Source organism: Aquimarina sp. AU58 (assembly GCF_900312745.1).
Classification (GTDB): Bacteria; Bacteroidota; Bacteroidia; order Flavobacteriales; family Flavobacteriaceae; genus Aquimarina; species Aquimarina spinulae.
On the sequence record NZ_OMPD01000013.1, the window covers coordinates 66,275 to 92,373 of the forward strand.

Below are 26,099 nucleotides of genomic sequence, written 5' to 3' on the forward strand. Positions count from 1 at the left end.
CTTAGAAGTTTTTTTATCCACGTTTCAGAAGAAAGAAAACTATACCAATTTAATGTCCTCCTTAAATAACATATGAATATATTCAGCATGCACTTCTGCATGGTGTTGATTTTCTAGGCAATGAAATAGTAGATGAATCAATCCATAATCACCCAAACTATCCCTATACTCATATCTGGCCTTATTTTTTACCCATAAAATAAAACAACATAAATGACCTATCTCCCCCAACTTTTGAGGATCTTTTAAGCATTCTCTAAATTCATCTAATGTCATATGAGCATATTCATCATACTTCTTTTTGCAGAAGTCATAATCAAAAGTATGCTTATACGATTGTAATTTTCGGTTTTGTATTTCGTAGTTAATACCACTCATAACATAAGAGTAATTTACACCAGGTTAAGTATTCATATCCTCATAAATATACGATTTGAAGCTATCTCTGTTTTTACAAAACGTATGCCAGGACTTTAAAAAATTAACCCAAAAAGCTTAAGTAAATCTTAAAGTTTTAATTAATGGTTTATATTTTTATTATTTGGAATAATTCCAATACAAAAATACAAAAATAGGAATGATTCCAATATACATATTTCACTTTTGTGCGTTTATTTTTCAACTTATTATTAGAAAAAGCAAAAATACAAGGAAGATCTACCAATACACAACTTGTTGTTTTACAGGTTTTTAAACCTAAATGTCTATAGGTTTTGTTAATAAAACCTGATAAGTTTATTTTAAAAAATCAAACATGTCTATTAAATTTACTTTTGAATTTGATACGATATGGTATGTTTTTTGGGGAAAGAACTACTATAATGAAAATTGGGAAAATAAATCAAATCTAGAATTATGCAGTATAAAGTAATTGATGCAAAAAGCCAGTATTTTGGTAAAGTATTGGATTTCGAATCCTGCTCCACTTTAAGCGATCTGGGAGGAGTACTCTTAAAGATCGAAAGAAACAGGGTTTCACTTTTTAAATTTAACGAAGTAGAACTGGTATAATTACCATTCTACTTCTTTCTACTTTCCTTACTTATTTACTACACCCTTAAAATGCTTATAAGTTAAGTTATCTTAGTTCTGTAATTCGTTTTACATATTTGCCAATTACATCAAACTCAAGGTTAACAACACTTCCCTCTTTAAAAGTGTTAAAGTTTGTATGCTCATAAGTATATGGAATAATAGCAACACTAAATTCGTTCTTTTTAGAATTAACTACAGTTAAACTAACTCCATTAACTGTTATCGATCCTTTTTCTATAGTGATATTATTTAGTGAAGGATTATAATCAAAAGTAAAATACCAACTTCCATCAGCCTCTGTGATTGCCGTGCAAATTGCAGTTTGATCTACATGACCTTGTACAATATGCCCATCTAACCTATCGCCTAATTTCATTCCCCTTTCCAGGTTTACTACAGCATCAACCGCAAGGGTATTAAGATTAGTCTTATCCAGCGTTTCTTTGATCGCTGTAACCGTATACATATCTTCATTAATAGATACCACTGTTAAACAAACCCCATTATGCGCTATACTTTGATCAATTTTCAATTCAGAAGTAAAATTCGCACGTACTGTAATATCCAGATTTTCTTTATTAGTTTGTAAAGAAGTAACAATTCCTAATTCTTCGATGATTCCTGTAAACATAAATGCAAATTATTTAATTAAATTTGTGACCTTGAAGTTTGAAGTCTGATTTTAGATTTCAAAAATACTGATAAAGTAGTTTATATAATGAAGAAAGAAGAAAAAATAAGATTAGGGATTTCTATTGGCGATCTTAACGGAATAGGAAGTGAAGTTATCCTTAAAACTTTTGAAGATTCGCGAATGTTAGATTTTTGTACTCCGGTAATTTTTGCCTCGGTAAAAATTCTTTCTTTCTTAAAAAAACAATATAAAAGCAACATAAACCTTCATGGTATAGATAAGACATCTCAGATTCTGGATGGTAAAATAAATGTTCTTAATGTTTGGAAAGAAGCCGTTAGTATTAATTTTGGGCAAGAAGATGAAAAAGTAGGAAGCTATGCGATCAAATCACTTAAATCTGCAACCGAAGCTTTAAAAAATGATCAAATTGATGTGCTGGTCACCGCACCTATTAATAAACACAGTATTCAATCTGAAGAATTTAAATTCCCTGGACATACTGATTATCTGGATCAGGAACTAGAAGGAAATAGTCTTATGTTTATGATTACCGATGATTTAAAAGTTGGATTACTTACCGATCATGTAGCCGTTAAGGATATAGCCGATACCATTACACCAGAATTGATTGAACAAAAAATAGATACTATTCATCATGCGCTTAAACAAGATTTTGGTATCTCAAAACCAAAAATTGCGGTACTAGGAATTAATCCACATAGTGGAGACAACGGCGTAATTGGTAAAGAAGATGAAGATGTATTAAAGCCAACGATCCAAAAAATTAATGAATCTGGCATATTAGTATATGGACCCTACGCAGCAGATAGTTTTTTTGGTTCTAATAATTATAAAGCTTTTGATGCTGTTGTAGCTTCATATCATGATCAGGGATTAATTCCTTTTAAAACACTCTCTTTTGGCAAAGGAGTAAATTATACTGCAGGCCTACATAAAGTTCGTACTTCTCCAGATCATGGTACTGCTTTTGAAATTGCAGGAAAAGACCTAGCCGATAATAGTTCATTTAAAGAAGCTGTTTTTGCGGCATTAAAAATTTTTAAAAATAGAAATGAATATAATGAATTAACTAAAAACCCTCTAAAAAAACAACCTCGTAAACCGCAAAATAAGTCATGAGAGGTTAGGAATTAAGTATAAAAATGATCCTCAAACCTATTACCTTAATCCTTAAACCTAATTAATCACTAACAATCTGATATAATTTTGTTTACAAAAATACTTTCATAACGAATTTTTATTATCTTTGCACCCGCCTTTATCAAATTGATAGGCACTTGAAACTGATGATGAAATGATACAACTTAAAGAGTATACTATTCCTTTTGTTGGGCTGAAGCAAGGATTACACCAGTTTGAGTATCAAATTGACAATACGTTCTTTGAACATTTTGAGTATGATGAGTTTAATTCATCTGCAGTAAAAGTTGATATGGAGTTTAATAAAAAAACAACTTTATTAGAACTTCAATTTAAAGCAACCGGAACTGTAAATGTAAATTGTGATCTCACCAATGAACCTTTTGACTTACCTATTAAAAATGAATTCTTTTTGGTAGTGAAGTTTGGAGACGAATATAATGATGAAAATGAAGAGCTTCTTATTATTCCTCACGGGGACTATGAAGTAAACGTTCAACAATATATTTATGAGCTTATTGTTTTGGCTATGCCATCCAAAAGAGTTCATCCAGGTGTTGAAAACGGAACATTAGAATCAGACATACTTGAAAAATTAGAAGAATTAAGTCCGAAAGAAAAAACAATAGTAAACAACAATGAGGAGACAGATCCTCGCTGGGATAAATTAAAAAACTTATTAAACGATAAACAATAGCTAAGCAATGGCACATCCTAAGAGAAAAATATCGAAAACAAGAAGAGATAAAAGAAGAACGCATTATAAAGCTTCTGTACCACAAATAGCTACTGATCCAACTACTGGAGAGGCGCATTTATATCATAGAGCACACTGGCATGAAGGTAAATTATACTATCGTGGTCAAATTGTTATCGACAATACTGAAGAAGAAGTAGCGTAAGGATACTGTTAAAATTTTAAAGAGAGCTCTCACAAATGTGAGAGTTTTTTTGTTTTTAGTTGAATATGTGTCAAAATCCCGTTATTTTGCGCCATATTTGTGTATAATTTAGTAATTTCGACAACTTTTTGAGCGCATTTTTATGCTATAGTTTGTGAAACTAAAACTAAGATATGAGTAAAATCACAGCCGCTATCACCGCTGTAGGTGCATACGTGCCAGACTATGTGTTATCTAATGATATATTAGCAACAATGGTCGAAACTAACGACGAATGGATAACTAGTCGTACAGGTATCAAAGAACGCAGGATACTAAAAGATAAAGATAAGGGAACATCTTTCTTAGGTATAAAAGCGGCAGAAGATCTAATCGCTAAAAAAAATCTCGACCCTAAAGAGATTGACATGGTGATTTTTGCAACTGCAACTCCAGATCTTCCAGTTGCTGCAACTGCAGCATATACAGCTTCGAAGATTGGAGCCGTTAATGCTTTTTCCTACGACTTACAGGCAGCTTGTTCCAGTTTTTTATATGGAATGTCTACTGCCGCCAGTTATATAGAATCAGGAAGATATAAAAAAGTGTTAGTAATAGGAGCCGATAAAATGTCCTCTATTATTGATTATACCGATCGTACCACTTGCATCATTTTTGGTGACGGTGGTGGTGCAGCTCTTTTTGAACCCAACGATGAAGGTTTAGGTCTTCAAGACGAATACCTGCGTACCGATGGTATCGGAAGAGAGTTCTTAAAAATTGAAGCCGGAGGATCTATTCTACCTCCATCAGAAGAAACTGTAGCCAAAAGGCAGCACTTTGTTCAACAAGACGGAAAAACTGTATTTAAATATGCAGTTTCTAATATGGCAGATGCCAGTTCTAAGATTATGGAACGTAATAGTTTAACAGGACAGGATGTAAATTGGCTTATTGCACATCAAGCCAATAAACGTATCATCGACGCTACAGCCAAAAGAATGGAGCTAGATGAAAGTAAAGTTCTTATGAATATCCAACGATATGGTAATACAACCTCAGCCACCTTACCATTATTGTTACACGATTACGAGAAACAACTCAAAAAAGGAGACAACATAGTATTTGCCTCATTCGGTGGAGGCTTTACTTGGGGATCCATTTATCTTAAATGGGCCTATAATTCCTAAACAACTAAAACACACAATACCCACATTATGGATTTAAAAGAAATTCAGAATTTAATTAAATTCGTAGCCAAATCAGGGGCTAGCGAAGTAAAGTTAGAAATGGATGACATTAAAATCACCATTAAAACTGCATCAGAAGATGGTAAAGAAACGACAATTGTACAACAACTACCAGTAACCCCTCAGGTGGTAGCTCCTGTACAATCACAACCAACACCTACTGCAATTACTCCTGCAGCAGTTGTAGAAGAAAAAAGTGCTTCTGACGATAATTCAAAATACATAACTATCAAATCACCTATAATAGGTACTTTATACAGAAAACCATCACCAGACAAACCTACATTTGTTGAAGTTGGTGATTCTATAAAAGAAGGAGATGTACTTTGTATTATTGAAGCAATGAAACTCTTTAATGAGATCGAAAGTGAAGTTTCTGGTAAAATTGTAAAAGTATTAGTTGATGACTCTTCTCCAGTAGAATTTGATCAACCACTATTCTTAGTAGACCCATCATAATTAATCCCATAATTTCAAACCTTTAAATTTCAAATCGCATATCAAGAATTGAAATTTGTTGTTTGAATATTGTAATTTCTAAGAAGTTATGTTTAAAAAAATTCTAATTGCAAATAGAGGTGAGATTGCATTGCGTGTAATCAGAACCTGCAAAGAAATGGGGATAAAATCTGTTGCGGTATACTCTACAGCAGATGCAGAAAGTTTACATGTACGTTTCGCAGATGAAGCCGTTTGTATCGGACCTGCACCCAGTAACGAATCCTACCTTAAAATGTCTAATATTATTGCTGCCGCAGAAATCACAAATGCAGATGCAATACATCCAGGTTATGGTTTCCTTTCTGAGAACGCTAAGTTCTCTAAAATTTGTGAAGAGCACGAAATAAAGTTTATTGGTGCCAGTGCCGAAATGATTGATCAAATGGGTGATAAAGCCTCTGCAAAAGCTACTATGAAAGCAGCAGGAGTGCCTACAATCCCAGGTAGCGAAGGTATCTTGGATTCTTTTGAAGAAACCGAAAAGCTTGCCGATGAAATGGGATACCCTGTAATGCTAAAAGCTACGGCTGGTGGTGGTGGAAAAGGTATGCGAGCTGTATGGGAAAAAGAAGACTTGAGAAAATCATGGGATAGTGCCCGCCAGGAAGCAGCAGCCTCATTTGGTAATGATGGTATGTATATGGAAAAACTCATCGAAGAACCACGCCATATAGAAATTCAGATTGTAGGAGATAGTAACGGAAGAGCTTGTCATTTATCTGAAAGAGATTGCTCGGTACAACGTAGACACCAAAAGCTTACAGAAGAAACTCCTTCGCCATTCATGACAGATGAATTGCGAAAAAAAATGGGAGAAGCTGCAGTAAAAGCTTCAGAATTCATCAAATATGAAGGTGCAGGAACAGTAGAGTTTTTGGTTGATAAACACCGTAATTTCTACTTTATGGAAATGAATACCCGTATCCAGGTAGAACACCCTATCACAGAACAAGTAGTTGACTATGATCTAATTAGAGAACAAATTCTTGTTGCTGCAGGAGTGCCAATTTCGGGTAAAAACTATTTTCCACAATTACACTCTATAGAATGTAGGATCAATGCAGAAGATCCATATAAAGATTTTCGACCTTCACCAGGTAAAATCACCAATTTGCATATACCTGGAGGCCATGGTGTGCGAGTAGATACTCACGTATATAGTGGTTATATTATTCCGCCTAACTATGATTCTATGATTGCCAAATTAATAACCACTGCACAAACACGTGAAGAGGCGATTAATAAAATGAAGAGAGCATTAGATGAATTCGTAGTAGAAGGTATAAAAACTACCGTTCCCTTTCATAGACAACTTATGGATCATCCAGAATATATAGCTGGAAATTACACCACTAAGTTTATGGAAGATTTTGAAATGGAAGACCCAACTGAATAACAACCAATTAAGCCTCAGCAATGAGGCTTTTTTTTGGCTTTTACTTACCATCAAAAATTACATTTTCAAAATAACAAGATTCTACCCCCCTAATCACTTTTAAGAACTCTTTCTTAGAAAATGTATTTTCTACTATTGTAACTACATAAGAAATCGTAAAATCTCTTTAGGAACGACTATATTTGTTTTTCTAACAAATAATACCTGTTGTACTTTGAATTTTAGCTATTGGGAGCATAAAACTTGGTTATCTAATATCGATTTTACTATTATCGGAAGTGGAATTGTAGGACTTACTTGTGCATTAAGATTACAAAACAATTTTCCGAAAGCCAAAATTCTTATTCTGGAGCGTGGTATACTACCAAACGGAGCTAGTACCAAGAATGCAGGCTTTGCTTGTTTTGGAAGCCTCTCTGAAATTCTGGATGATTTAAATTCGCACAGTGAAGAAGAAGTACTGCAGCTTGTTAAAAAAAGACACAATGGACTTCAGTTATTAAGAAAACACTTAGGAGACCAGACCATCGGCTATTTTCAAAATGGCGGTTATGAACTTTTTACCAAAAATGATCAAGCTCTTTATGAAGACTGTTTTTCAAAAAGAGAGCAAATAAATACGTTATTAAAACCAATTTTTGAAGATGATGTTTTTAGTACAAGCTCTAATATTTTCAATTTTGGAAATATCCAACCTCAATACATCATTAACCAATTTGAAGGGCAAATCGATACCGGAAAAATGATGGAAGCATTACTAAAAAAGGTTCAAAATTCTGGGATTAAGATTCTAAATAATTGTACCGTCGAAACTTTTGATGATGACAACACTGCTGTTAAAATAAAAACCGATCAATTTACGTTCTCTACACATAAAGTATTGATTGCTACAAATGGTTTTGCTTCTCAATTAGGAATTCAGGAAGTAAAACCTGCTCGTGCTCAGGTTTTGATTACCCAACCCATAGATAATTTACATATTAAAGGAACATTTCATCTAGATAAAGGATATTATTATTTTAGAAATATTGATAACAGAATCCTATTTGGCGGAGGTCGAAATCTAGATTTTAAAGCTGAAGAAACTACAGATTTGGCTCAAACAGAATTGATACAACAAAAATTAGAAGAAATTTTACGGGATGTAATTTTACCCGATATTAATTTTGAAATCAATCATCGCTGGAGCGGAATTATGGGAGTAGGAAATCAAAAACAATCTATCGTTAAACAATTATCCCAAAACGTATTTTGTGGCGTGCGACAGGGCGGAATGGGCGTTGCTATAGGAAGTCTGGTAGGTGCAGAATTAGCTGATCTTTTATAAGTCATTCCTGTTGAATTATGAAAAAATACTTCCGTTTTATACTTAAAAGCTGCATCGCATTTATCATACTAAGTGTGCTGTGGGTACTCATATATACATGGGTTAATGTTCCTGCTACCCCGTTAATGGGAATTCGAAAATTACAATCTAAAAATAAATATACCATTCGCCATCAATGGGTACCATTATCCAAGATTTCTAAGAACCTACAACTAGCAGTTATTTGCAGCGAAGATCAACGATTTATTGACCATAATGGTTTTGACAAAGAAGCTATCGAAAAAGCAATGGCAGAATATAAATCTGGTAAACGATTGCGAGGCGCAAGTACTATTTCTCAACAAACTGCCAAAAATATTTTTTTATGGCCTCATCGTAGCTGGATACGAAAAGGATTTGAAACCTATTTTACATTTTTGATAGAGACTTTCTGGAGTAAAGAACGTATTCTCGAAATTTATCTGAACAGCATAGAAATGGGAGATGGGATCTATGGAGCCGAAGCTGCTGCCCAGTTTTGGTTTAATACCTCTGCCGCTGCACTCAATAAGGACGAAGCTGCAGCTATTGCGGCAATACTTCCTAATCCCATACGCTTTTTGGCAAATCCACCTTCTGCATACACCAAAAAAAGAAAAAAATGGATTATGATACAAATGCGTAATTACGGTACTTTAGTATTTGATAAGAAATAGCAATATGAATCCACAAAAAATCAAAGAAGAAATCCTAAATCAATGTCAAAATTATGTGGATCAAAGATTGCAAAGAATTCAAAATACTATTAGTGGTATTCAAGAATCTTTAACTTCTGAAACCAAAAGCTCTGCTGGAGACAAACATGAAACCGGGCGAGCTATGTTACAATTAGAACGTGAAAAGGCAGGAAAACAATTAGCCGAGGTACAGAAATTGCAGGAAATTCTAGCGAAGATTAATATTTCTCCTTCAGAACATATTCACCTTGGTAGTCTGGTGATTACCTCACAAGGTCATTACTTTATTAGTATCTCTGTCGGTAAACTCTCTATAGGAGATAAATCCTATTTTGCTATAGCTGCTAATTCTCCTATTGGTAAATTACTATTAGGAAAAACTACTGGTGATTCTTTTAGCTTTAATGGAAATGAAATTGTAATCAAACAAGTTTCTTAACTAATACCTTTTGAACATGATGGTCTTTTGTTAGCCTATTTAGTTTTTTAAAAATTCTTGAAAACTGTAGTATTTAATTGCTTTTTGTTTTAATGGGTTTAGACTCCAATCTTCCCATTTATTTTTATATGGATCATAACCACACTTTAAAGGTTTGGAATATAGATCTTCTGGATTATCTACATATGCTCTGCAATCAGTACAAACCCTACGATACTCACAATCTTTACAAGTGTCTATCAAATCTTTATGTATGTTCCAGTTTTTTTGAAAATTTAATGATTTTGCAATCGTTTCTATATCATGCGTTTTAATATTTCCAAAAACATTTGACATAGAAGGGCAATTTTTGATATTTCCATTACTATCAATACTTAATTTTTTATTCAAACATGAATTAAATTTAAGGGATTCTGTAAAAACAGGTATTTTAATTGAAAATAATTTAGGATCAATAATCCCACAATGATCTTGATGATCTATAACACGAGAAATCATCTGGATTTTAGGAGTATCAGTCTTTATTGTGGCGTTTTTTTCTTTGACAGAATGTACTATAAAAAGAACGATCCTAGGGTATTTAATTGACAATCTCTCGATCTCTTTAGTATCTAATTCACTAGTGAAGGGTAAAAAAACGGTTATGCTTCTAATCACAGATTTAGCACAATGCCCTGCAAAAAATGCCAGTTTATCCAAATCTATTGTCTTATAAAATCGGATTTCTACAAATTTGCATAATAAATTGGTTAGAGCAGTAGTTATTTTTTGTAAATCATCATTATTCAACTGCTCCATTTCTATAATAGCATTATTGATATGTTCTGGTGATTTCCATTGTAGATTCAAATCAGGAAATCTATCTGGTTCATCTGTCCAAAAACCAAGTTCATTTTTTTCAAGATATTCTAAATATTCCTGTACAGTCTCCCGATCTTCCTGCGAGAATTTTTTAATATCTTCTGGGGTATCACTATTCTTAGTTTTTTCAAGAAATTCTGCCAAGGGGAGTGGAATAGAATACACTTTACCTCGATGAAGATCACAAATCGTTGCCAAAGAAGCCCCTTTAACAATGATGCAATTAGCAAATAACTTAAAACTCTTTTTGTTCATCAAATGTTAATAGTTTTGAAATTGGTTTTTGAGATAGTTTACATTCTACAAACTCTGAATGGTACACCGGGATATGATCAAAAGATACTATACTAGAAGTCTCAGAAATATCTTCTGATATTTGTAATTCCTTTATCGTATGATTTCTAAGAAAAAAAGGTAATTTATCTAGGTGTTTTTGAAAAAATATTTCTGTTTTATCCATCATTTTCAATTAAAGTTTTTGCAATCTCGTCCTCTAGGTAATAATTACAGGGTTTTGATGTAAAACCAAATTGCCCTGTAGGGTTTACCTCTAAGAACACGTATTTCTTATCTGGTGTTTTTATTAAATCGATAGAACCTGTATTTAGCTTCAACTCAGTCATAAATTTTATTATTTTTTCTTCTATCTCCTTTGGTAGTAAATAAGGAACTCTTCTGTTTGGTCTTTCGTCATTATAATTTCTAAAATCAGTTTTGGTTTGCGAGTCTAATTGGGAAAACATAGCCATAGTATAAAACTTTCCTTCTAAATAAAAGACCCTGAGTTCGATATCCTTTTCGACATATGCTTGAAAAAAAGATGGAAAAAAGATGGATGGTAATTCTTGTAACTGTTCAGGATTTACTTTTTCTGTTAGAAAATCAATTACACAATCTTTTTCCTGAAAAGAGATACCCTCATATAGTGGTTTTGCTATTATTTCTTTATGTTTTTCAACAAAAGACAGTAATTCTTTCTTTGAGTTTGTAAGTAAAGAATCGGGAATTTCTAATCCTATTTTTTTTGCCAAACGAAGGTTCGCAAACTTATCTACTTTTATGGCTTCAGGACTAGGGAGTTGATACGAATTTTTAAAATTATAAAAAATTTGTGCATTGATTTTTCCTATTTCTTGACTAAGACACCATCGCAACTCAATAAGGTTAATATTAGTGCAATTAATATCTTCAAATATTGGAGAAAACTGAGTTTTATGTTTTAAAAAGCCTTGAAACCATACACTTTTATATATATGTGTTTTATGTAAAGAATTAACCTGAGAATTACCCAACTGCATAGACCAATCATTACCTGAATCATAAAAGTCTTCTCCTGAAAAAAAATCAAATTTAGCATTATTATAAAGTAGCCAATCTATGACTTCTTCATAACTTTCGTTTTCTTCTTTGTAATTTTTGCAAATTAATATCATAACAATCAAAAAAGATTTCTATTGAGATTCGAATTCTCCTAACTCTAGTATTTCTAATAATTGTTTAATGTTCTCTTCATTACTAATGGCATGTGGATGACTTTTATCAAATTTATGCCGATGCATGTTATTAAGTAAAAAAGAAAAGTTGTCAGCAGTAATAAGGTTGTCTTTATAAGCTTGATATAGATAAGGGAATAACTCTAATTGTTTTTCATAAGTGGGTTGATGCATACAAATTAACTCTATTGCCCCACTAATTCTATAATCATCAAGTTTAAACGTTGGATATCCATGTGTTTCCAGATATTTTTTAGCTTTAATAAAGTTAATACTGTCAACATATATCATTCTATCCATATGCTCCTGATATTCATAAGAATTCATGTCATAATTATTTCTCTTTAAAATCTCATGCTCTCTATCAGAATTTCTTACATCTTGATCTTCATCGTATAAATCAATAAGAAACTGTTCTTTCTTTTCTTGGGTATCTAATGATAGCATTAAAGAATCCAAATCTTCTGTTTGGGGCTCATTAACCTTTAGTTTTGATTCTTTATTACAAGATAGCGTTACTACAATCACAAGTATAGTAAATAAGGTGCTCTTTGGTAGCATAAGGACATGGTTTTAGTTTTACACTTTATATTACCTAATATTATAATTAAGTAAAGGCAATAGAGCTAAATACTATAGGATAGAATTAGCTCCAAGCCTTTTTAACTATTTAACAACAACCTGTGTCCCTCCAATCACCATATTCTCGCGGTATGCTAAAAATCCAACCTGGTTCAGTTTTCCAATGTCTTGTTTCTTGACCACATCCACCTTTAATCGTTAACGCATTGTTATCTTCAATAACATGTACATCTAAATCTTTAAGTTTTTTCATTTATGAAAATTTTAATTAGTATTACCTACTCTATCAAGGCTTTTCGGTTTCCGCCATAAAATATAAGTCAATAGTATTGCATCGCTTTAAAAAAGCTTAACTAAAAAAATTATGTTTATGTAAGAAAATTCAATAGAATAGGGTAGGAATAATTCTATCGTCTTAAAATCAATACTAATATATAAAAAAAAAATTATCACCTCATAATAACTTTTAAGATAATTTAATTCTTTTTGCAATGGGTATATAAAAAGAATATACATATCTGTTGTGCATTTCGAGTTAAAACAGTTTTCAAAATGTCTTATTCGAGTGATTTTTTGATAAAAAAATTGTACTTCGACTTCGCTCTGTAGGGCTATCGAGAACCTTTTAAAAGTTAAAATTCTTATTCTCGATACAAATTTTACTCATTTCAATCGTAAAATTTACTCGAATTGACAGAATTTTATCTAAATACACAACGGGTATACATTTAAATTTTCAACCTATATAGCATACAAAAATGATTTTAAGTAAATTGCCAGTTCATAAATCATCTTTTTACCATGAAGAAATTTTTTGTGCTTACCCTAATAGGGGTATTGCTCTTTTCGTGTAAACCATACGAGAATACCAAAATCAGAAAAAACCAAATTACTTACGAAGATTTTAGATCTGATCAAAGATTATATCCTACAGATGATGGTTTACTAAAATATATAGATAAAGGAAAAGGGCCAGCAATTGTATTATTACATGGTGTACCTACCTCGGGATGGTTATATCGTAAAATGATCGATCCTTTGGTCGCAAATGGATTTAGAGTGATTGTACCCGATATGTTGGGGTATGGTTCTAGTGATTCTCCCGAAGGTTTTGAAATCTACAATGCAGAAAATCATGCCAAACGCTTGTTAGAACTTATGGAAGCATTAGGGATCGATACCTGGTCTCATGTAATGCATGATGCTGGTGGACTATGGACCTGGGAGCTTATGAAACAAGCGCCCGATAAAATTGAAAAACTTATTGTATTAAATACCATTATTTATGACGATGGATTTTACCCTCCTGTACGTATGAAACCAGGAGGTCTTGCCAAGACAGCAATGTGGGGCTATAGAAATGGTGTTACAACCAATACTTTGCTTAAAAGCCTATTTAATCAGGGACTTAAAGAAAATGTTTTAAATTCTCTTGATGTAGAAGGATATAAAACTCCTTTATTAGAAGGTAAAACACATGCCATGTATTATTTCTATAGTCAAACCTGTAATGAATTACCTGACTACTCACCCGTTTTTGAAAATATCAATATCCCTGTTACTGTTATATGGGGCATACATGACACTATGCTACAATGGCCTCCGCAACAAGTTCGTGCAGCTAATGCACTAAAGGTTAAAAATGAAGATATTCATTTTATAGATGAGAAACATTTTTTGCAGGAAACAAAAGCAAAAGAAATCACGTATAAAATTGTTGAGTTTTTATATAAAAAAGAGTAAAACCATTTCTCACATGAAATAGATTTTCTAATGCATAAATCCGGGTAATGACTTTAAGTTAAGAGTAGGGTTTAAAATCTCTTGTCACACTGAGCCTGTCGAAGTGCTTTCAAATATGGGTTTTCAAATGTCTTCGACAGGCTCAGACTGACAATTAAAACCTTATCTACGTACGGGTTCAATTAAGAGATAGATTCTTTACCCAATCTTTTAACTCTACTCTAAAAATAGTACCCTTGATTAGTTCCTGAATTTGATGAACCTCTTCTCTACTTACTGCTAAATCTATCTTATCAGAAGGTGTTCTCAATAATAATGATTTACACTGTTGTGAATTTTTGCATTGCCTACAGCATTGAGATTCTATAGTGGTAGTACAAGAATTTGAAAAATCCTTTAATTCATTTAAAGTAAGTAAAAATCCAATATCTCTAAATACTAACTGAACTCTAGGTGTTGAAATATGTTTTTCTTGTTTCCAAAAGAAAGAAATACCTAATTCGTTACTGTATATTTTATCTATAGCGCTCATCCTGAATACATATTTGAATCAAAAATAATAACTATTTATAATAAATCTAAATAAAAATAAGTTAATTTATATCTTTCAACTTTAATTGAAGTGATACTACTCCATTCCATTCGTTTTCATCGATAGTATACGTGGCTTTAAAATATTGCCCTTCGGTTATCAAATTGTATTTAGGACCAAGGTTAAAGCCAATAGTACCAATAGCAACTCCATTTTTTTGCACTCTACATTTTAAATGTTTCTCATCGGCCCCTACACATTTTCCGTACCCGGTATCATTTAATCCTTCTGTCATAAAAACCGGAGCCATATTTCCTGGGCCATATGGAGCGAATTGTTTTAAAATACGATAAAATTTAGGAGTGATTTGATCTAGTTCTAGAGAGGCATCAATAGATATTTCGGGAATAAGCATTTTTTTATCAATAGTAGCAGATACTATTTCTTCAAACTTTTGCTTAAACGGCAGGTATTGCTTTTCTTCTAATGTTAACCCTGCAGCATATTTATGGCCTCCGAACTGTTCTATATGCTCTGAGCAGGCTTCTAATGCATTATAAACATCAAACCCTTTTACAGATCGTGCAGAAGCTGCTAGTTTCGAACCACTTTTTGTAAAAACCAAAGTCGGGCGATAATACGTCTCTATTAATCGTGATGCGACAATACCTATTACTCCTTTATGCCAATTCTCTTCATACACCACTGTGGTATATCTATCCTCTTCTTTATTCTGAAGTATCTGTTCCAATGCTTCCTGAGTTATGCTTTTATCAGCATCTTTTCTATTGCTGTTGTAAAGTTCTATTTCTGCAGCATATTGCAGTGCAATATCAAGATTTTCTTCTGTCAACAAATTAACAGCGTGTAATCCATGTTTCATTCTTCCGGCTGCATTAATCCTGGGTGCAATGATAAACACCAGATCTGTTATCGTTAAAGTTTCTTTTTTTACTTCAGACAACATTGCTCTAAATCCAATTCTGGGATTTGCATTAATAACCTGCAAACCATAATGTGCCAATACACGGTTCTCACCTGTTATTGGTACAATATCTGCTCCAATTGCCGTAGCCACCAGATCCAAATATGGCAATAAATCCTCTATAGTTTGATTTTGATGAACGGCCAGTCCCTGGATCAATTTAAACCCTACTCCACAACCGCATAATTCTTTATATGGGTATTCACAATCTTTTCGTTTTGGATCCAAAACTGCAACTGCATCAGGAATCTTATCTCCCGGTCTATGGTGATCACAAATAATAAAATCGATTCCTTTTTCTTTGGCATACGCTATTTTCTCTATAGCTTTAATTCCACAATCTAAAGCAACAATAAGAGAAATATCATTGTCATGAGCATAATCAATTCCCATATACGATATCCCATATCCTTCATTATATCGATCAGGAATATACGTAGCAATTTGATGAGATAACGTTTTTAAATAAGAAGATAGTAACGCCACAGATGTGGTGCCATCTACATCATAATCTCCGTATACCATTATGTTTTCGCCATCAGTAATTGCCTTTAGGATTCTGGCAGTTGCCTTATCCATATCTTTCATCAAAAAAGGATCATGTATATCATCTAAAGACGGTCTAAAGAACTTTTTGGCCTGATCAAAAGTCGTTATCCCTCTTTGCACTAATAACGAAGCAATTATTGTATCTACATTAAGAGTTTTTGCCAAATTTTCTATTGTTGAAATATCAGGCTTTGGTTGTAGTGTCCATCTCATTCGTGCGGTAAATTCCTATATTAAAAAATCCAAAGTACAAAAAACATCCTGACCTCTCTTGATTTGACATTAGTTTTGTATTTTGCTTTGCTAAAAATTATACGTTTAAACTAAAAAAATATATACTATGGCATTAGTCACTCCATTATCGGCTGATCATGATCCGGAAACCAGAGAATTAGCAGAATTCTTTAATGAAACTTTAGGATTTTGTCCTAATTCTGTACTTACCATGCAAAGAAGGCCAGCTATTTCTAAGGCATTTATTAATCTTAACAAAGCCGTAATGGCAAATGAAGGTCGAGTAACCTCTGCATTAAAACGTATGATTGCCTGGGTGAGTAGTAATGCTACAGGGTGTAGATATTGCCAGGCACATGCCATTCGCGCAGCCGAACGATATGGTGCAGAACAAGAGCAATTAGATAATATATGGGAGTATAAAACACATCCCGCTTTTAGTGATGCAGAACGTGCAGCACTTGATTTTTCTCTTGCTGCATCAGTAGTCCCTAATGCTGTAGACGATACGATCAAAGAAGAATTATATAAATACTGGAATGAAGGAGAAATTGTAGAAATGTTAGGAGTAATTTCTTTATTCGGGTATCTAAATCGCTGGAATGATTCTATGGGTACAATGGTAGAGGAAGGAGCTATTGAATCTGGTGAAAAATACCTGGGGAAACACGGTTGGGAGAAAGGAAAGCATATTTAATATTTTCTGAAGCTAGAGATTATAATAGAATATTTCGTACTATAAACCTGTCAGGATTTTAAAATCCTGACAGGTTTATTTTTACTTTCCTAAATGATTTAGCCCGCTTTATGCATTAGAAAATTTATTCCATCTTCCAACTACTGCAAATACTGACGCTTTGCTTTATTTTTTAATTTAACCATAGCGATGCTATGCTAAAATCAAGAAAATACCCGTATTTATAGTATTTGAAAGCTTCATAACAAAGTTCTAATGCATAATCCAGGTTTAAACCGAAATGATCTTCTCCTTAACTGCTTTAATAACTAAACCAGCAGTATTCTTCACACCTAATTTACCCATTAAATTTTTGCGATGTCCTTCAATTGTTCTTACGCTTAGAAAAAGTTGTTCTGCAATTTCTGCAGTTGTAAACTCTTGAGTAATCCCTTCTAATACTTCGAGTTCTCTAGAGGTAAGATGATAATCTTTTCGTATCGCAGGAGGTTTTGAGGTTTTATGCTTCAACCCTTTTAATAACGCTTCTGATACAAAGGAATTAAAATAAAATCCATTTTCGTATGTAGATCGTATTGCTATTTCTAACTCATGCTGGGTCGTATCTTTTAATAGATATCCATTAGCTCCCGCTTCCATCAAATAAGAGATCATTCTTTCTTCTGTATGCATTGTTAGAATAATAATTTTTAGATCAGGGTACAATTCTTGTAATTTTAGAGTTGTATCCACACCGTTCATATCTCCCATCTCTAAATCCAAAAGGATTACATCCGGAACCACATTATTCAACTGTGCTAATAGGTCTTTACCACTCACCGCTTCTAATACCAAAGAAATATTGGCCATTCTTTTTAACAGTGACTTTATACCTTCGCGAAATAAGTTATGATCATCAATCAGTCCTAGTTTTATAGTTTCCATGATTAATTGTGATTAAAATTGTTAATGCTTCTTTTTACTTAGGGGTTTTTTTACTGTTTTATAGTCAAACTGGTATTGCAATTTTCACTTTCATACCAGAGCTCTTTTTAAAAAAATGTATCTTTCCTGAAAGTACCGATAATCTACTTTCTATATTTTTGAGCCCTAGCCCTTTTTTATGCAAAAGATTTTTTTGTTTCAAACCCTTTCCATCATCTTCATAAAGTATAATTAACGAATTTTCTTCATTTTTTAACTCAACATATATTGCAGAAGCTTCTGCATGTTTAAGCGTATTCGTAATTAATTCCTGAATAATTCTATACAGGTTAAGTTCTTTTGATTTGGCTATTGTTTTTATCGTATTATTCTTAAAACGTACTTTAATCTTTCCCGAGTCATTTATAGTTTGCACCAAACTTTGTGTTGCCTCTATCAGTCCTAATTTTTCCAGAACCACTGGTCTTAGATCTTGAGAAATACTACGTACACTTTGTATCATATCATCGAAAAAAGAGCTCATTTTTTTAGCAATGCCTTTAAGCTCTTCTGGAGGCAATTCTGGTGTAATTTGCCCAAAATACAATTTGGTTGTGGTTAGCATAGCTCCCACATCATCATGCAATTCTTTGGCAATCCTACTTCGTTCTTCTTCCTGACTAATAATCGAGGTTTTTAGTAATTCTTTCTGATAATCTGATTCTATTTTTTGATGTTTCTCTTGTTGTGCCAACAATCTGCGCTGATAAAGAATAAAAAATATAATTACCGATAATGATAGCAAAAAAATCACCACCATACCAATGATTATAACCTTTAACGCAACAGCTTCTTCGGGTTCACCCATAAAACAAATAGTATAAAAAACAGTAAAGAGTTACATAAAATACAATAGTTATACTTCTTGTTTTTTATTCGTAACATGCTATATTCTATAGCGCTTTACTTTTTAATTAATTATCTTTTCCAGACTAGTCTATTATCTGTGGGGTACAAGATTTTGAATGCTCATAAATAAACGGTCCTGTTTTAGTCTAATTCTAATAAAAACCAAACATCATGACTTCTGGGTTTACTTTTTTCCAATTAAGTATTGGTTTTTTTGTTCACTATTATCTGGAGGTGCTTCTTGCTGTCTAGCAATAAATGAATTCAATGAGGTTAAAAATAATAAACGAATTGTTTTCATGATTTTAGGTTTTAAAAGTTTACATAAATATAGCTCAAAAAAACAGTAAAACCAGCACTTCGGGACAAAATCATTCGATCAAAAAATCATTATTTTCACTAGTCTCCTTTTTGGGTTTTACCCATATAGCCACCGTATAAAAAATAGTTAATACAATATTTATCACAGCATGTAGTCCCCAGACCAAATAACTAGCTTCTGTTGATCCTTTAAACATGCTATTATTAATATAAAACAAGATTAAGTTACTAGAAAAATAAATCAAGAACCCTGAATTGATCCAAAACATAGGATTCGTTTCCAGGGCACTATATTTTACTTCCTTAAGCAATGCATAAAAATAACTTAGGGACAAAAAAATAACTATCGCTCCCATAAGTGTTGTCGCATTAGAATTAAAAGTAAACAAATCTTGAAAAAACATGATATTGACAACAGCAAATACCATAAAGCCAATACCTAAACTAGTAAAGAAATATTTTGAAAATGTTTGAGATAAGGCCCTTTTATAAATATTAACAATCAATAAAAACTGAATTACCGTAAAAAAATGATATACTGGTAAATTATTTATTTTTTGATACCAAAGTACATTTGATATAAATTCTACAATTAGAGTTACTAAAAGTAAGTATCCAAGTCTTAACTGTATTTTATTTAGTGATTTAAATTTCAATACAGATAATAGTAAAGGTACTAATATTATAAAAGATGAAATATTACCTAAAATTTCAAAAAAATCTATACTCATTATTATTTGATTATAACTGAGGGGGACATGTAGGTGGACAAGGTTTGGAGTATTCAATAAACACTTCATTATCGCTATATTCGATGAGACCGGCTCGTTGCATTATGTTTTCTACTGGCTCTTTGGGTGTGATCCCAATAACAGGAGTAAACGATATCATATCCTTATACTGAAACTTGTTCATATCTAATCCGGGATAAAACTTTATTTTTTCGATACCATTTGGCAGATAAGGATTAATCAAATCTGCTGTTACCGTATAAAAAAGTACTCTCTCCATTGGTTTTTTCTTTTCCTTTACGGTAAACAAGTCATCAACCAGGCTCATATCTACCTCTTCCCAATTATCATGAATCATTTGCTTAAAGGTAAGAGGGACAATTTCTGATCCCAGTTCGGTTTCTTTATTTTGTGGTTCTTTGATATTAGGTTTTTGAAAAGCTTCCAGGCCAAAGTACTGTATATTTCCTTCTATATCAACAATCTTAAAAATTGGAAAAAATGTAAACTTTTCTTTATATCCACGTTTCAAAGCCATGTACATAGTAAAAGTTTTAATCTCTTGTATAGCATTAAAACGTTTAACATCATCTTTGCTCATACTAAAATAATACACTCGTTCATATTGCCCTACAACAGGATCTAGTTTATGAAAATGATGTGTTAATTGTAGTACATCTGCATTTCTCCACAGCGTGGTAGATTCTTTAAAAATTTCTTCTGTAATTAGGGTGTTTTCTTGTGTGATTACGTTTTCCATTGGATGATATATTTATAAGTTAATAATTAGTATTAAAGTTAATCAAAAAAAACCTGCATGCTTTGTTACAAAAGGAATTTACAGGTAATTACCATATAAAAACACGTATTTACCACGTATTTTAATTTCTGGTTTTTTTTCGATTTTTTATATGTCTTTTTTAAGAAAACATCCAGACACTACTAACTATGTAAAACGTAAGTGATTTACACAAAAACAAGGTTTGCTACAACATCATTTTCTTAGATAATATCGATAACTTTTATACAGCAGGTACATGGAAATTAGTAGAATACATATGGCCCACATCCAATAGGTGCCAGGTAAATGAGCTGCAATCATTTGCGTATCAGAATATTGTATTTTCCCATCTCGTTCGAATTGTTTTGTAAATAGATATCCTATTTGTAGATATGAGCTTAATACACATTGAGTTCCTAAAAACAAGAGTGTAAAAGCTTCGAGTTTTCTTACTCTAAGAATTGCAATAAAAAAGAGAAGTGCAGCAAAAACGCTTAGGATAATTAATGCCAGCAGTTCATGAATCCACAAGCATAGTGATAGTACCATTATTATAATTAGTGACCATAGTGCGATTTTAGAGCTTATTTTATTTCTGGCCGAAGCTATAAGTATAGCTCCCGAAATTGCCGGACCCAACAAACCTCCCGCTGCAGTAATACTTCTGGCGATACTAAAAGGTAAGTAACTGGCCGAAACATTAGAGTACGCTACACCTCCGCCGTTTTCGTATATTTCGAGGTAGATAAACTTACCTCCCACCAATATTGCTGTTAAGCCATGGCCCATTTCATGAAACCAGGTACCTAATAGTAATAACGGGTATTGTATAAATCCAAAATAGGGTAGTTGCCACAATAAAAAAACAAGCAGACTAATTCCTAGTATAGAGAGCAAGGGGTAGTTTTTCATGCAATCAAAGTTTTACACTTAAACCCATATTACGCATAAGAAAATCTATTACAACTTAAAACTACTTCAAAACCTATCGCTTTGCTATATTTTTAAGTTTCACCAGAGCCGTGCTATGCTAAAACTTAGAAAACATCAGGTTTTATTGCATTTTCAACTTTCATAACGAAGTTCTAATACATAATCTGGGCTAAAATACATAACGATTTTTATCCTTAAAAATTGAAGTACTCTATTTCTTACCTTTTACAATAATTACAATTTCGCCTTTTGGAGGCTTATTTTCAAAATGCTTTATGACTTCTGCTGTGGTTCCTCGTATAGTTTCTTCGTGAAGTTTACTTAGTTCTCGTGATACCGAAACTTGTCGATCTGCATCAAAATAGGTTGCAAAATCTCTTAATGTCTTAATCAATTTGTGAGGAGATTCATAAAACACCATCGTTCTGGATTCTTCGGATAAAAATTTTAATCTGGTTTGCCTTCCTTTTTTTACGGGTAGAAACCCTTCAAAGATAAATTTATCATTAGGTAAACCACTATTAACTAAAGCCGGCACAAAAGCCGTTGCTCCGGGAAGACATTCCACCGCTACTCCTTGCTCTACACATGCTCTGGTGAGTAAAAATCCAGGGTCACTTATTGCAGGAGTACCGGCATCACTTATTAAGGCAATAGTTTCTCCAGCACTTAATTTTTGAATAATACGATCCACCATTTTATGCTCATTATGCATATGGTGACTTTGCATAGGAGTTGTTATCTCAAAATGCTTCAACAATTTTCCACTGGTTCGGGTATCTTCGGCTAATATCAAATCTGCCGCCTTAAGAACTTTTATAGCTCTAAAAGTCATATCATCAAGATTCCCAATTGGTGTAGGTACGAGGTATAATTTTGACATTAAGGTCTTATTTTTTTACCAATAGCGTAGGAAACGATAAGGATTAAAATTGCATATACCGATAATCCTATGGGGTGCTCTGCATGATAATGTGCTAAAGTAGCCAATACCAAATCAAAGAAGAAGCCTGCATATGCCCACTCTTTGAGCCATTTTATTTTATTTGTTAGAATAGCTGTTATCCCTAATACTTTTGCTACTGCCAGTGGGATTACGATATATGTAGGGTAATTAAAACTTTCGAAAAAACCTTTTACCATTTCAGTTTTAAAAAAATACATCTGGGCAGAATACAGCATTATAACGCATAAAGCAATCGTGGCAATCCAATATATAATTTTCATAATCTTTATTTAGTGATCAAATTTACTAAGAACAATATCCATAAAACGCTCTTCATACTCTTCTTTACCTTCCCAATTTTGATAATCGGGCTTTATCATAGTTGTGATAAATTCTTCTGCTTCACTTTTACCTCTTAATGTATTTAATTGGGATAATACACGATTATAATCGGGAGCACTCCCTCCAAAAAGGTATTTTATAAATGCTAAACGATCATTAAGACCAATATGAATTTCTTTTCTTAATTGATCATTAAGAGATTTAGGTCGATCATTGGCATCTGATATATCTTCTACAGTTGGAGTAACATTCTCCTTATCATTTTTTTCATATGTTGATTGAGGAGGGATCGAATCTGAAAAAGAAACCGGTTCTTCTGTTACTTTACTACTTGCAGGTACAAAAAGATCTTCGGTAACTCTCGCATTAATTTCTTCAATAATAATCTCGGGCTTATTTTCTATAGTATCAACACTATCCTCTTTTTGTTCCTGATCACTCTTTGGCGAAGAAAATTGTTCGGGGATAGATTCTTGTTTTTTATCAGAAATTGGTTTGGGATCAATAATCGCTTTGATTTTTTGCCTTACTTTTTTTAATTCGTCTGATTCATTTGATGTATCAGAGGTATCTGGTTCATTAGTATCCAGGGCTTCTTTAATCTGACCAATAGTAGGCTGTGGCCCTGCAAAATGAGATTCAGAAAAATTAAGAATAGTTAACTTTTCATATAACTCACGGGCTTCTTCCTGTAACTGAGATAAGGTAGTCTTATCCTTAAGTTGTAATATTCTATGGGCAATACTTATAAGTTCCGCTTCCAATTTCTTCTTCATAACTTTCTTATTCGTTTACAATACTGCTTTTTGTTTTTTAATAAATTTACCTCATCTTTAGAGTAAGGAGAAGGGATTTCTTTAATTGATGCTGAAAAATACAAAATGTTTCTCGAAAATACGGTAAATCATAAAGAGCAATTTGGGTGGATAGAAGTAATCTGTGGTTCTATGTTTTCGGGTAAAACCGAAGAATTGATTCGCAGATTAAAACGTGCACAATTTGCCAAACAAAATGTTGAAATTTTTAAACCTGCAATTGATGTTAGGTATAACGATGAAATGGTAGTCTCTCATGACGCTAATGAGATTCGTTCTACTCCTGTTCCTGCAGCAGCTAATATTAGAATTCTTGCCGATACCTGTGATGTTGTTGGCATCGATGAAGCACAATTCTTTGATGATGAAATTGTATCGGTCTGCAATGATTTGGCGAATAAAGGAATTCGCGTTATCGTTGCTGGATTAGATATGGATTTTAAAGGAAATCCTTTTGGGCCAATGCCCGCATTGATGGCTACAGCAGAATATGTAACCAAAGTACATGCTGTTTGTACCAGGACAGGAAATCTTGCTCAGTTTAGTTATAGAAAATCGACTAAAGATGATTTGGTTTTATTAGGAGAAACAGATGAGTATGAACCTTTAAGTCGAGCTGCATATTATAAAGCCATGCTGAAAGAAAAAGTAAATCAAATGGAGGTTAAAGATCCTAAAGAAGTATCAAAAAAAACTGAAAAAACTGATGAGTAGCGTAAAAGAAACCGTTTTGCAGATCAACCTGGCTCATCTTACTCATAATTTTAATTATTTAAAAAGCAAGGTTAACTCTAATGTTAAAATCTTAGCTGTAGTAAAAGCTTCGGGATATGGTAGTGATGCTTCTGTAATTGCAAAACACTTAGAAAAAATAGGAGCCGATTATTTTGCCGTTGCTTATGTATCAGAAGGTATTGCACTTCGAGAATCAGGAATAAAAACTCCTATTCTGGTATTGCACCCACAGCCTATAAATTTTCAAAAATTAATCGAATATCAATTAGAGCCTAGTCTATATAGCTTAAGAGTTCTCAAAACATTTATAACAACAGCTACTACTTTGGGTCAAAAAGAGTATCCGGTTCATATCAAATTCAATACAGGGTTAAACCGAATCGGTTTTTGGGAAAATGATATTGACCATATTATTGAAAATCTCAATACAACTGAAGCAATTAAAGTAGTTGCTCTTCTTTCTCATTTGGCGGCTAGTGAAGATGCTTCAGAAAGAGATTTTACGATACAACAGATCAATTCTTTTAATGAAATTGCTAATCATATGATTGATAAGTTAGGGTACACGCCCATACTTCATCAATCTAATACCTCTGGGATTCTTAATTATCCCGAAGCACATTTTGGTATGGTAAGAGCCGGGATAGGATTGTATGGATACGGAAACGATGCAAAATACGATGCTGCATTAAAACCTGTGGCAGGATTAAAATCGGTAATCTCGCAAATTCATGAGTTAGAACCCGGAGAATCATTAGGGTATAACCGAGCATTCATTGCTTCAGAATTTACAAAAACCGCTACCATACCTATCGGGCACGCCGATGGGATTAGCAGACAGTATGGAAATAAAAAAGGATTTGTAACCATACATAATAAAAAAGCTTATGTTATTGGTAATGTATGTATGGATATGATCATGGTAGACGTTACCCATATTGATTGTAAAGAAGGAGATGAAGTGGTTATTTTTGATGCAGATTCGAGTGCAGCCACAGTAGCCGAAAATTCTGGAACAATCTCTTATGAACTACTTACTGCAATTTCTCCTAGGGTAAAACGTGTTGTTGTCGACGATAATTGATTTTTAACGAAAAACGAAATGTATTAGACAGAACCATTCTTATAATTATTTTAATTTTTCGTTAAATTAGTGCATTACTAACTATCTAAATAAAATTAATTATGGGGTTTTTTAAAGATTTTAAATCTTTCTTACTAAAAGGAGACATCGTTGCGCTAGCTACTGCTGTTGTAATCGGCGGTGCATTTAATAAAATTGTTGGTTCTGCAGTAGCAGATATCATAATGCCTATTGTTGGTGTTATAACTGGTGGAACAGATTTTACTCAAAAGTTTATTGCTCTCGATGGTGGAGAATATGCTACTCTTGCTGCTGCTCAAGAAGCAGGTGCTGCTGTTATGACCTATGGTAACCTGATACAGGCAATAATTAATTTTATTATTGTAGGTTTATTTATCTTTATGGTACTTAAAGCATATGAAAAATCTAAAAAGAAAGAAGAAGAAGCTCCCGCAGCACCAGCCGGACCAACTCAAGAAGAGTTATTAGCAGAGATACGAGATTTATTAAAAAAATAAAATGCTCAATAATATACCGAATTATCTATAGCTACCGCTATACTACATATTCTAACACACTA

General features: G+C 32.9%; 32 protein-coding genes. 15 read left to right on the forward strand and 17 right to left on the reverse strand.

The features are described from left to right. Window positions 1-39: 39 nt before the first annotated feature. The gene (locus tag DK441_RS10620) at window positions 40-378 is read right to left on the reverse strand and encodes a hypothetical protein (RefSeq protein WP_025664595.1); all 339 of its coding nucleotides are present in this window, start codon (window positions 376-378) and stop codon (window positions 40-42) included. Between the two features lie 477 nt (window positions 379-855). Between DK441_RS10620 and DK441_RS26530 the strand changes: the two genes are divergently transcribed. Beyond that, a complete protein-coding gene (locus tag DK441_RS26530) occupies window positions 856-1,011 on the forward strand; it encodes a hypothetical protein (RefSeq protein WP_159099330.1) in 156 nt (51 codons plus the stop codon). A 67-nt stretch (window positions 1,012-1,078) separates the two neighbouring features. Here DK441_RS26530 and DK441_RS10625 read toward each other — a convergent pair whose 3' ends face one another. Beyond that, window positions 1,079-1,666, reverse strand: coding sequence for a riboflavin synthase (locus DK441_RS10625; protein WP_109098713.1), 588 nt, complete (start codon window positions 1,664-1,666; stop codon window positions 1,079-1,081). Window positions 1,667-1,753: 87 nt separating this feature from the next. On the opposite strand from DK441_RS10625, the gene pdxA reads away from it, so the two are divergent. The 9 genes from pdxA (at window position 1,754) to DK441_RS10670 (ending at window position 9,343) form a co-directional block, all read left to right on the forward strand. Then, complete coding sequence (pdxA, locus tag DK441_RS10630; protein WP_109098714.1) at window positions 1,754-2,812, forward strand: 4-hydroxythreonine-4-phosphate dehydrogenase PdxA; 1,059 nt, start codon at window positions 1,754-1,756, stop codon at window positions 2,810-2,812. 175 nt (window positions 2,813-2,987) lie between these two features. Then, on the forward strand, window positions 2,988-3,530 hold the full coding sequence (locus DK441_RS10635; RefSeq protein WP_074406846.1) for a DUF177 domain-containing protein: 543 nt from the start codon (window positions 2,988-2,990) through the stop codon (window positions 3,528-3,530). A gap of 7 nt (window positions 3,531-3,537) precedes the next feature. Further along, complete coding sequence (rpmF, locus tag DK441_RS10640; RefSeq protein WP_024768393.1) at window positions 3,538-3,735, forward strand: 50S ribosomal protein L32; 198 nt, start codon at window positions 3,538-3,540, stop codon at window positions 3,733-3,735. A gap of 173 nt (window positions 3,736-3,908) precedes the next feature. Then, a complete protein-coding gene (locus tag DK441_RS10645; RefSeq protein WP_074406845.1) occupies window positions 3,909-4,904 on the forward strand; it encodes a beta-ketoacyl-ACP synthase III in 996 nt (331 codons plus the stop codon). Window positions 4,905-4,931: 27 nt separating this feature from the next. Then, a complete protein-coding gene (gene accB / locus DK441_RS10650; protein ID WP_074406844.1) occupies window positions 4,932-5,423 on the forward strand; it encodes an acetyl-CoA carboxylase biotin carboxyl carrier protein in 492 nt (163 codons plus the stop codon). An 88-nt stretch (window positions 5,424-5,511) separates the two neighbouring features. Next, window positions 5,512-6,861 carry an acetyl-CoA carboxylase biotin carboxylase subunit gene (gene accC / locus DK441_RS10655; protein ID WP_109098715.1) on the forward strand — a complete coding sequence of 450 codons (1,350 nt, stop codon included), beginning with the start codon at window positions 5,512-5,514 and terminating at the stop codon, window positions 6,859-6,861. A 214-nt stretch (window positions 6,862-7,075) separates the two neighbouring features. Further along, the gene (locus tag DK441_RS10660) at window positions 7,076-8,188 is read left to right on the forward strand and encodes an FAD-binding oxidoreductase (RefSeq protein WP_109098716.1); all 1,113 of its coding nucleotides are present in this window, start codon (window positions 7,076-7,078) and stop codon (window positions 8,186-8,188) included. A 17-nt stretch (window positions 8,189-8,205) separates the two neighbouring features. Further along, the gene (gene mtgA / locus DK441_RS10665) at window positions 8,206-8,883 is read left to right on the forward strand and encodes a monofunctional biosynthetic peptidoglycan transglycosylase (RefSeq protein WP_109098717.1); all 678 of its coding nucleotides are present in this window, start codon (window positions 8,206-8,208) and stop codon (window positions 8,881-8,883) included. A gap of 4 nt (window positions 8,884-8,887) precedes the next feature. Then, entirely contained in the window at window positions 8,888-9,343 is a 456-nt protein-coding gene (locus tag DK441_RS10670) for a hypothetical protein (protein WP_109098718.1), read from the forward strand. Between the two features lie 39 nt (window positions 9,344-9,382). Here DK441_RS10670 and gwsS read toward each other — a convergent pair whose 3' ends face one another. From gwsS to DK441_RS26535, 5 genes are all read right to left on the reverse strand, one after another. Further along, window positions 9,383-10,459, reverse strand: coding sequence for a grasp-with-spasm system SPASM domain peptide maturase (gene gwsS, locus DK441_RS10675; RefSeq protein ID WP_109098719.1), 1,077 nt, complete (start codon window positions 10,457-10,459; stop codon window positions 9,383-9,385). Next, complete coding sequence (locus DK441_RS10680) at window positions 10,440-10,667, reverse strand: hypothetical protein (protein ID WP_160112041.1); 228 nt, start codon at window positions 10,665-10,667, stop codon at window positions 10,440-10,442. Before DK441_RS10680 ends, gwsS begins: the two co-directional genes overlap by 20 nt. Next, window positions 10,657-11,637, reverse strand: coding sequence for a grasp-with-spasm system ATP-grasp peptide maturase (gene gwsG / locus DK441_RS10685; RefSeq protein WP_109098721.1), 981 nt, complete (start codon window positions 11,635-11,637; stop codon window positions 10,657-10,659). The genes DK441_RS10680 and gwsG overlap by 11 nt, the downstream gene beginning before the upstream one ends. An 18-nt stretch (window positions 11,638-11,655) precedes the next feature. Further along, entirely contained in the window at window positions 11,656-12,258 is a 603-nt protein-coding gene (locus DK441_RS10690) for a hypothetical protein (protein ID WP_109098722.1), read from the reverse strand. A 109-nt stretch (window positions 12,259-12,367) separates the two neighbouring features. After that, on the reverse strand, window positions 12,368-12,532 hold the full coding sequence (locus tag DK441_RS26535) for a hypothetical protein (protein WP_160112042.1): 165 nt from the start codon (window positions 12,530-12,532) through the stop codon (window positions 12,368-12,370). 548 nt (window positions 12,533-13,080) lie between these two features. Here DK441_RS26535 and DK441_RS10695 point away from each other — a divergent pair. Beyond that, window positions 13,081-14,022, forward strand: coding sequence for an alpha/beta fold hydrolase (locus DK441_RS10695; RefSeq protein ID WP_109098723.1), 942 nt, complete (start codon window positions 13,081-13,083; stop codon window positions 14,020-14,022). A 178-nt stretch (window positions 14,023-14,200) separates the two neighbouring features. On the opposite strand, the gene DK441_RS10700 is transcribed toward DK441_RS10695, so the two are convergent. Further along, window positions 14,201-14,554, reverse strand: coding sequence for a hypothetical protein (locus tag DK441_RS10700; protein WP_109098724.1), 354 nt, complete (start codon window positions 14,552-14,554; stop codon window positions 14,201-14,203). 61 nt (window positions 14,555-14,615) lie between these two features. Then, window positions 14,616-16,301, reverse strand: a complete 1,686-nt coding sequence (gene recJ, locus DK441_RS10705) for a single-stranded-DNA-specific exonuclease RecJ (protein WP_109098725.1) — start codon at window positions 16,299-16,301, stop codon at window positions 14,616-14,618. 127 nt (window positions 16,302-16,428) lie between these two features. Here recJ and DK441_RS10710 point away from each other — a divergent pair, with 127 nt between their 5' ends. Further along, window positions 16,429-17,019 carry a carboxymuconolactone decarboxylase family protein gene (locus DK441_RS10710; RefSeq protein WP_025664609.1) on the forward strand — a complete coding sequence of 197 codons (591 nt, stop codon included), beginning with the start codon at window positions 16,429-16,431 and terminating at the stop codon, window positions 17,017-17,019. Window positions 17,020-17,289: 270 nt separating this feature from the next. Here the strand turns inward: DK441_RS10710 and DK441_RS10715 are convergent, their stop codons facing one another. The 8 genes from DK441_RS10715 to DK441_RS10750 all read right to left on the reverse strand — a co-directional run bounded on the left by DK441_RS10715 (window position 17,290) and on the right by DK441_RS10750 (window position 23,661). Continuing rightward, window positions 17,290-17,943: a response regulator transcription factor gene (locus DK441_RS10715; RefSeq protein ID WP_109098726.1), complete on the reverse strand. Its 654-nt coding sequence runs from the start codon at window positions 17,941-17,943 to the stop codon at window positions 17,290-17,292. Window positions 17,944-18,007: 64 nt separating this feature from the next. Further along, entirely contained in the window at window positions 18,008-18,790 is a 783-nt protein-coding gene (locus DK441_RS10720; protein ID WP_074406835.1) for a sensor histidine kinase, read from the reverse strand. A 412-nt stretch (window positions 18,791-19,202) separates the two neighbouring features. Next, entirely contained in the window at window positions 19,203-19,883 is a 681-nt protein-coding gene (locus tag DK441_RS10725) for a hypothetical protein (RefSeq protein ID WP_109098727.1), read from the reverse strand. Window positions 19,884-19,893: 10 nt separating this feature from the next. Further along, window positions 19,894-20,643 (reverse strand): hypothetical protein, encoded by a 750-nt coding sequence (locus tag DK441_RS10730; protein ID WP_109098728.1) that lies wholly within the window; start codon window positions 20,641-20,643, stop codon window positions 19,894-19,896. A 234-nt stretch (window positions 20,644-20,877) separates the two neighbouring features. Then, entirely contained in the window at window positions 20,878-21,576 is a 699-nt protein-coding gene (locus DK441_RS10735; RefSeq protein ID WP_109098729.1) for a M50 family metallopeptidase, read from the reverse strand. Window positions 21,577-21,808: 232 nt separating this feature from the next. Beyond that, a complete protein-coding gene (gene rsmI, locus DK441_RS10740; RefSeq protein ID WP_109098730.1) occupies window positions 21,809-22,480 on the reverse strand; it encodes a 16S rRNA (cytidine(1402)-2'-O)-methyltransferase in 672 nt (223 codons plus the stop codon). After that, on the reverse strand, window positions 22,480-22,824 hold the full coding sequence (locus tag DK441_RS10745) for a DoxX family protein (protein WP_370444310.1): 345 nt from the start codon (window positions 22,822-22,824) through the stop codon (window positions 22,480-22,482). Before DK441_RS10745 ends, rsmI begins: the two co-directional genes overlap by 1 nt. Before the next feature lie 9 nt (window positions 22,825-22,833). Continuing rightward, window positions 22,834-23,661, reverse strand: coding sequence for a hypothetical protein (locus DK441_RS10750; protein WP_109098732.1), 828 nt, complete (start codon window positions 23,659-23,661; stop codon window positions 22,834-22,836). A gap of 105 nt (window positions 23,662-23,766) precedes the next feature. On the opposite strand from DK441_RS10750, the gene DK441_RS10755 reads away from it, so the two are divergent. The 3 genes from DK441_RS10755 (at window position 23,767) to mscL (ending at window position 26,037) form a co-directional block, all read left to right on the forward strand. Further along, the gene (locus DK441_RS10755; RefSeq protein ID WP_025664618.1) at window positions 23,767-24,414 is read left to right on the forward strand and encodes a thymidine kinase; all 648 of its coding nucleotides are present in this window, start codon (window positions 23,767-23,769) and stop codon (window positions 24,412-24,414) included. After that, the gene (gene alr / locus DK441_RS10760; protein WP_109098733.1) at window positions 24,407-25,519 is read left to right on the forward strand and encodes an alanine racemase; all 1,113 of its coding nucleotides are present in this window, start codon (window positions 24,407-24,409) and stop codon (window positions 25,517-25,519) included. Before DK441_RS10755 ends, alr begins: the two co-directional genes overlap by 8 nt. A 101-nt stretch (window positions 25,520-25,620) precedes the next feature. Then, complete coding sequence (gene mscL / locus DK441_RS10765; protein WP_025664620.1) at window positions 25,621-26,037, forward strand: large conductance mechanosensitive channel protein MscL; 417 nt, start codon at window positions 25,621-25,623, stop codon at window positions 26,035-26,037. The last annotated feature ends 62 nt before the right edge of the window (window positions 26,038-26,099 follow it).

Coding starts and splice junctions, on each gene's coding strand:
- accC (WP_109098715.1), top strand. CDS start 5,512: ATGTTTAAAAAAATTCTAATTGCAAATAGAGGTGAGATTGCATTGCGT.
- DK441_RS10670 (WP_109098718.1), top strand. CDS start 8,888: ATGAATCCACAAAAAATCAAAGAAGAAATCCTAAATCAATGTCAAAAT.
- mtgA (WP_109098717.1), top strand. CDS start 8,206: ATGAAAAAATACTTCCGTTTTATACTTAAAAGCTGCATCGCATTTATC.
- alr (WP_109098733.1), top strand. CDS start 24,407: ATGAGTAGCGTAAAAGAAACCGTTTTGCAGATCAACCTGGCTCATCTT.
- gwsG (WP_109098721.1), bottom strand. CDS start 11,637: ATGATATTAATTTGCAAAAATTACAAAGAAGAAAACGAAAGTTATGAA.
- DK441_RS10735 (WP_109098729.1), bottom strand. CDS start 21,576: ATGAAAAACTACCCCTTGCTCTCTATACTAGGAATTAGTCTGCTTGTT.
- DK441_RS10700 (WP_109098724.1), bottom strand. CDS start 14,554: ATGAGCGCTATAGATAAAATATACAGTAACGAATTAGGTATTTCTTTC.
- pdxA (WP_109098714.1), top strand. CDS start 1,754: ATGAAGAAAGAAGAAAAAATAAGATTAGGGATTTCTATTGGCGATCTT.
- gwsS (WP_109098719.1), bottom strand. CDS start 10,459: ATGAACAAAAAGAGTTTTAAGTTATTTGCTAATTGCATCATTGTTAAA.
- DK441_RS10635 (WP_074406846.1), top strand. CDS start 2,988: ATGATACAACTTAAAGAGTATACTATTCCTTTTGTTGGGCTGAAGCAA.
- DK441_RS10715 (WP_109098726.1), bottom strand. CDS start 17,943: ATGGAAACTATAAAACTAGGACTGATTGATGATCATAACTTATTTCGC.
- DK441_RS10725 (WP_109098727.1), bottom strand. CDS start 19,883: ATGAGTATAGATTTTTTTGAAATTTTAGGTAATATTTCATCTTTTATA.
- DK441_RS10720 (WP_074406835.1), bottom strand. CDS start 18,790: ATGGGTGAACCCGAAGAAGCTGTTGCGTTAAAGGTTATAATCATTGGT.
- DK441_RS10645 (WP_074406845.1), top strand. CDS start 3,909: ATGAGTAAAATCACAGCCGCTATCACCGCTGTAGGTGCATACGTGCCA.
- DK441_RS10680 (WP_160112041.1), bottom strand. CDS start 10,667: ATGATGGATAAAACAGAAATATTTTTTCAAAAACACCTAGATAAATTA.
- DK441_RS10695 (WP_109098723.1), top strand. CDS start 13,081: ATGAAGAAATTTTTTGTGCTTACCCTAATAGGGGTATTGCTCTTTTCG.
- rsmI (WP_109098730.1), bottom strand. CDS start 22,480: ATGTCAAAATTATACCTCGTACCTACACCAATTGGGAATCTTGATGAT.
- DK441_RS10755 (WP_025664618.1), top strand. CDS start 23,767: ATGTTTCTCGAAAATACGGTAAATCATAAAGAGCAATTTGGGTGGATA.
- mscL (WP_025664620.1), top strand. CDS start 25,621: ATGGGGTTTTTTAAAGATTTTAAATCTTTCTTACTAAAAGGAGACATC.
- DK441_RS10625 (WP_109098713.1), bottom strand. CDS start 1,666: ATGTTTACAGGAATCATCGAAGAATTAGGAATTGTTACTTCTTTACAA.
- DK441_RS26535 (WP_160112042.1), bottom strand. CDS start 12,532: ATGAAAAAACTTAAAGATTTAGATGTACATGTTATTGAAGATAACAAT.
- DK441_RS10710 (WP_025664609.1), top strand. CDS start 16,429: ATGGCATTAGTCACTCCATTATCGGCTGATCATGATCCGGAAACCAGA.
- DK441_RS10750 (WP_109098732.1), bottom strand. CDS start 23,661: ATGAAGAAGAAATTGGAAGCGGAACTTATAAGTATTGCCCATAGAATA.
- DK441_RS10745 (WP_370444310.1), bottom strand. CDS start 22,824: ATGAAAATTATATATTGGATTGCCACGATTGCTTTATGCGTTATAATG.
- DK441_RS10730 (WP_109098728.1), bottom strand. CDS start 20,643: ATGGAAAACGTAATCACACAAGAAAACACCCTAATTACAGAAGAAATT.
- recJ (WP_109098725.1), bottom strand. CDS start 16,301: ATGAGATGGACACTACAACCAAAGCCTGATATTTCAACAATAGAAAAT.
- accB (WP_074406844.1), top strand. CDS start 4,932: ATGGATTTAAAAGAAATTCAGAATTTAATTAAATTCGTAGCCAAATCA.
- DK441_RS10690 (WP_109098722.1), bottom strand. CDS start 12,258: ATGCTACCAAAGAGCACCTTATTTACTATACTTGTGATTGTAGTAACG.
- DK441_RS26530 (WP_159099330.1), top strand. CDS start 856: ATGCAGTATAAAGTAATTGATGCAAAAAGCCAGTATTTTGGTAAAGTA.
- rpmF (WP_024768393.1), top strand. CDS start 3,538: ATGGCACATCCTAAGAGAAAAATATCGAAAACAAGAAGAGATAAAAGA.
- DK441_RS10620 (WP_025664595.1), bottom strand. CDS start 378: ATGAGTGGTATTAACTACGAAATACAAAACCGAAAATTACAATCGTAT.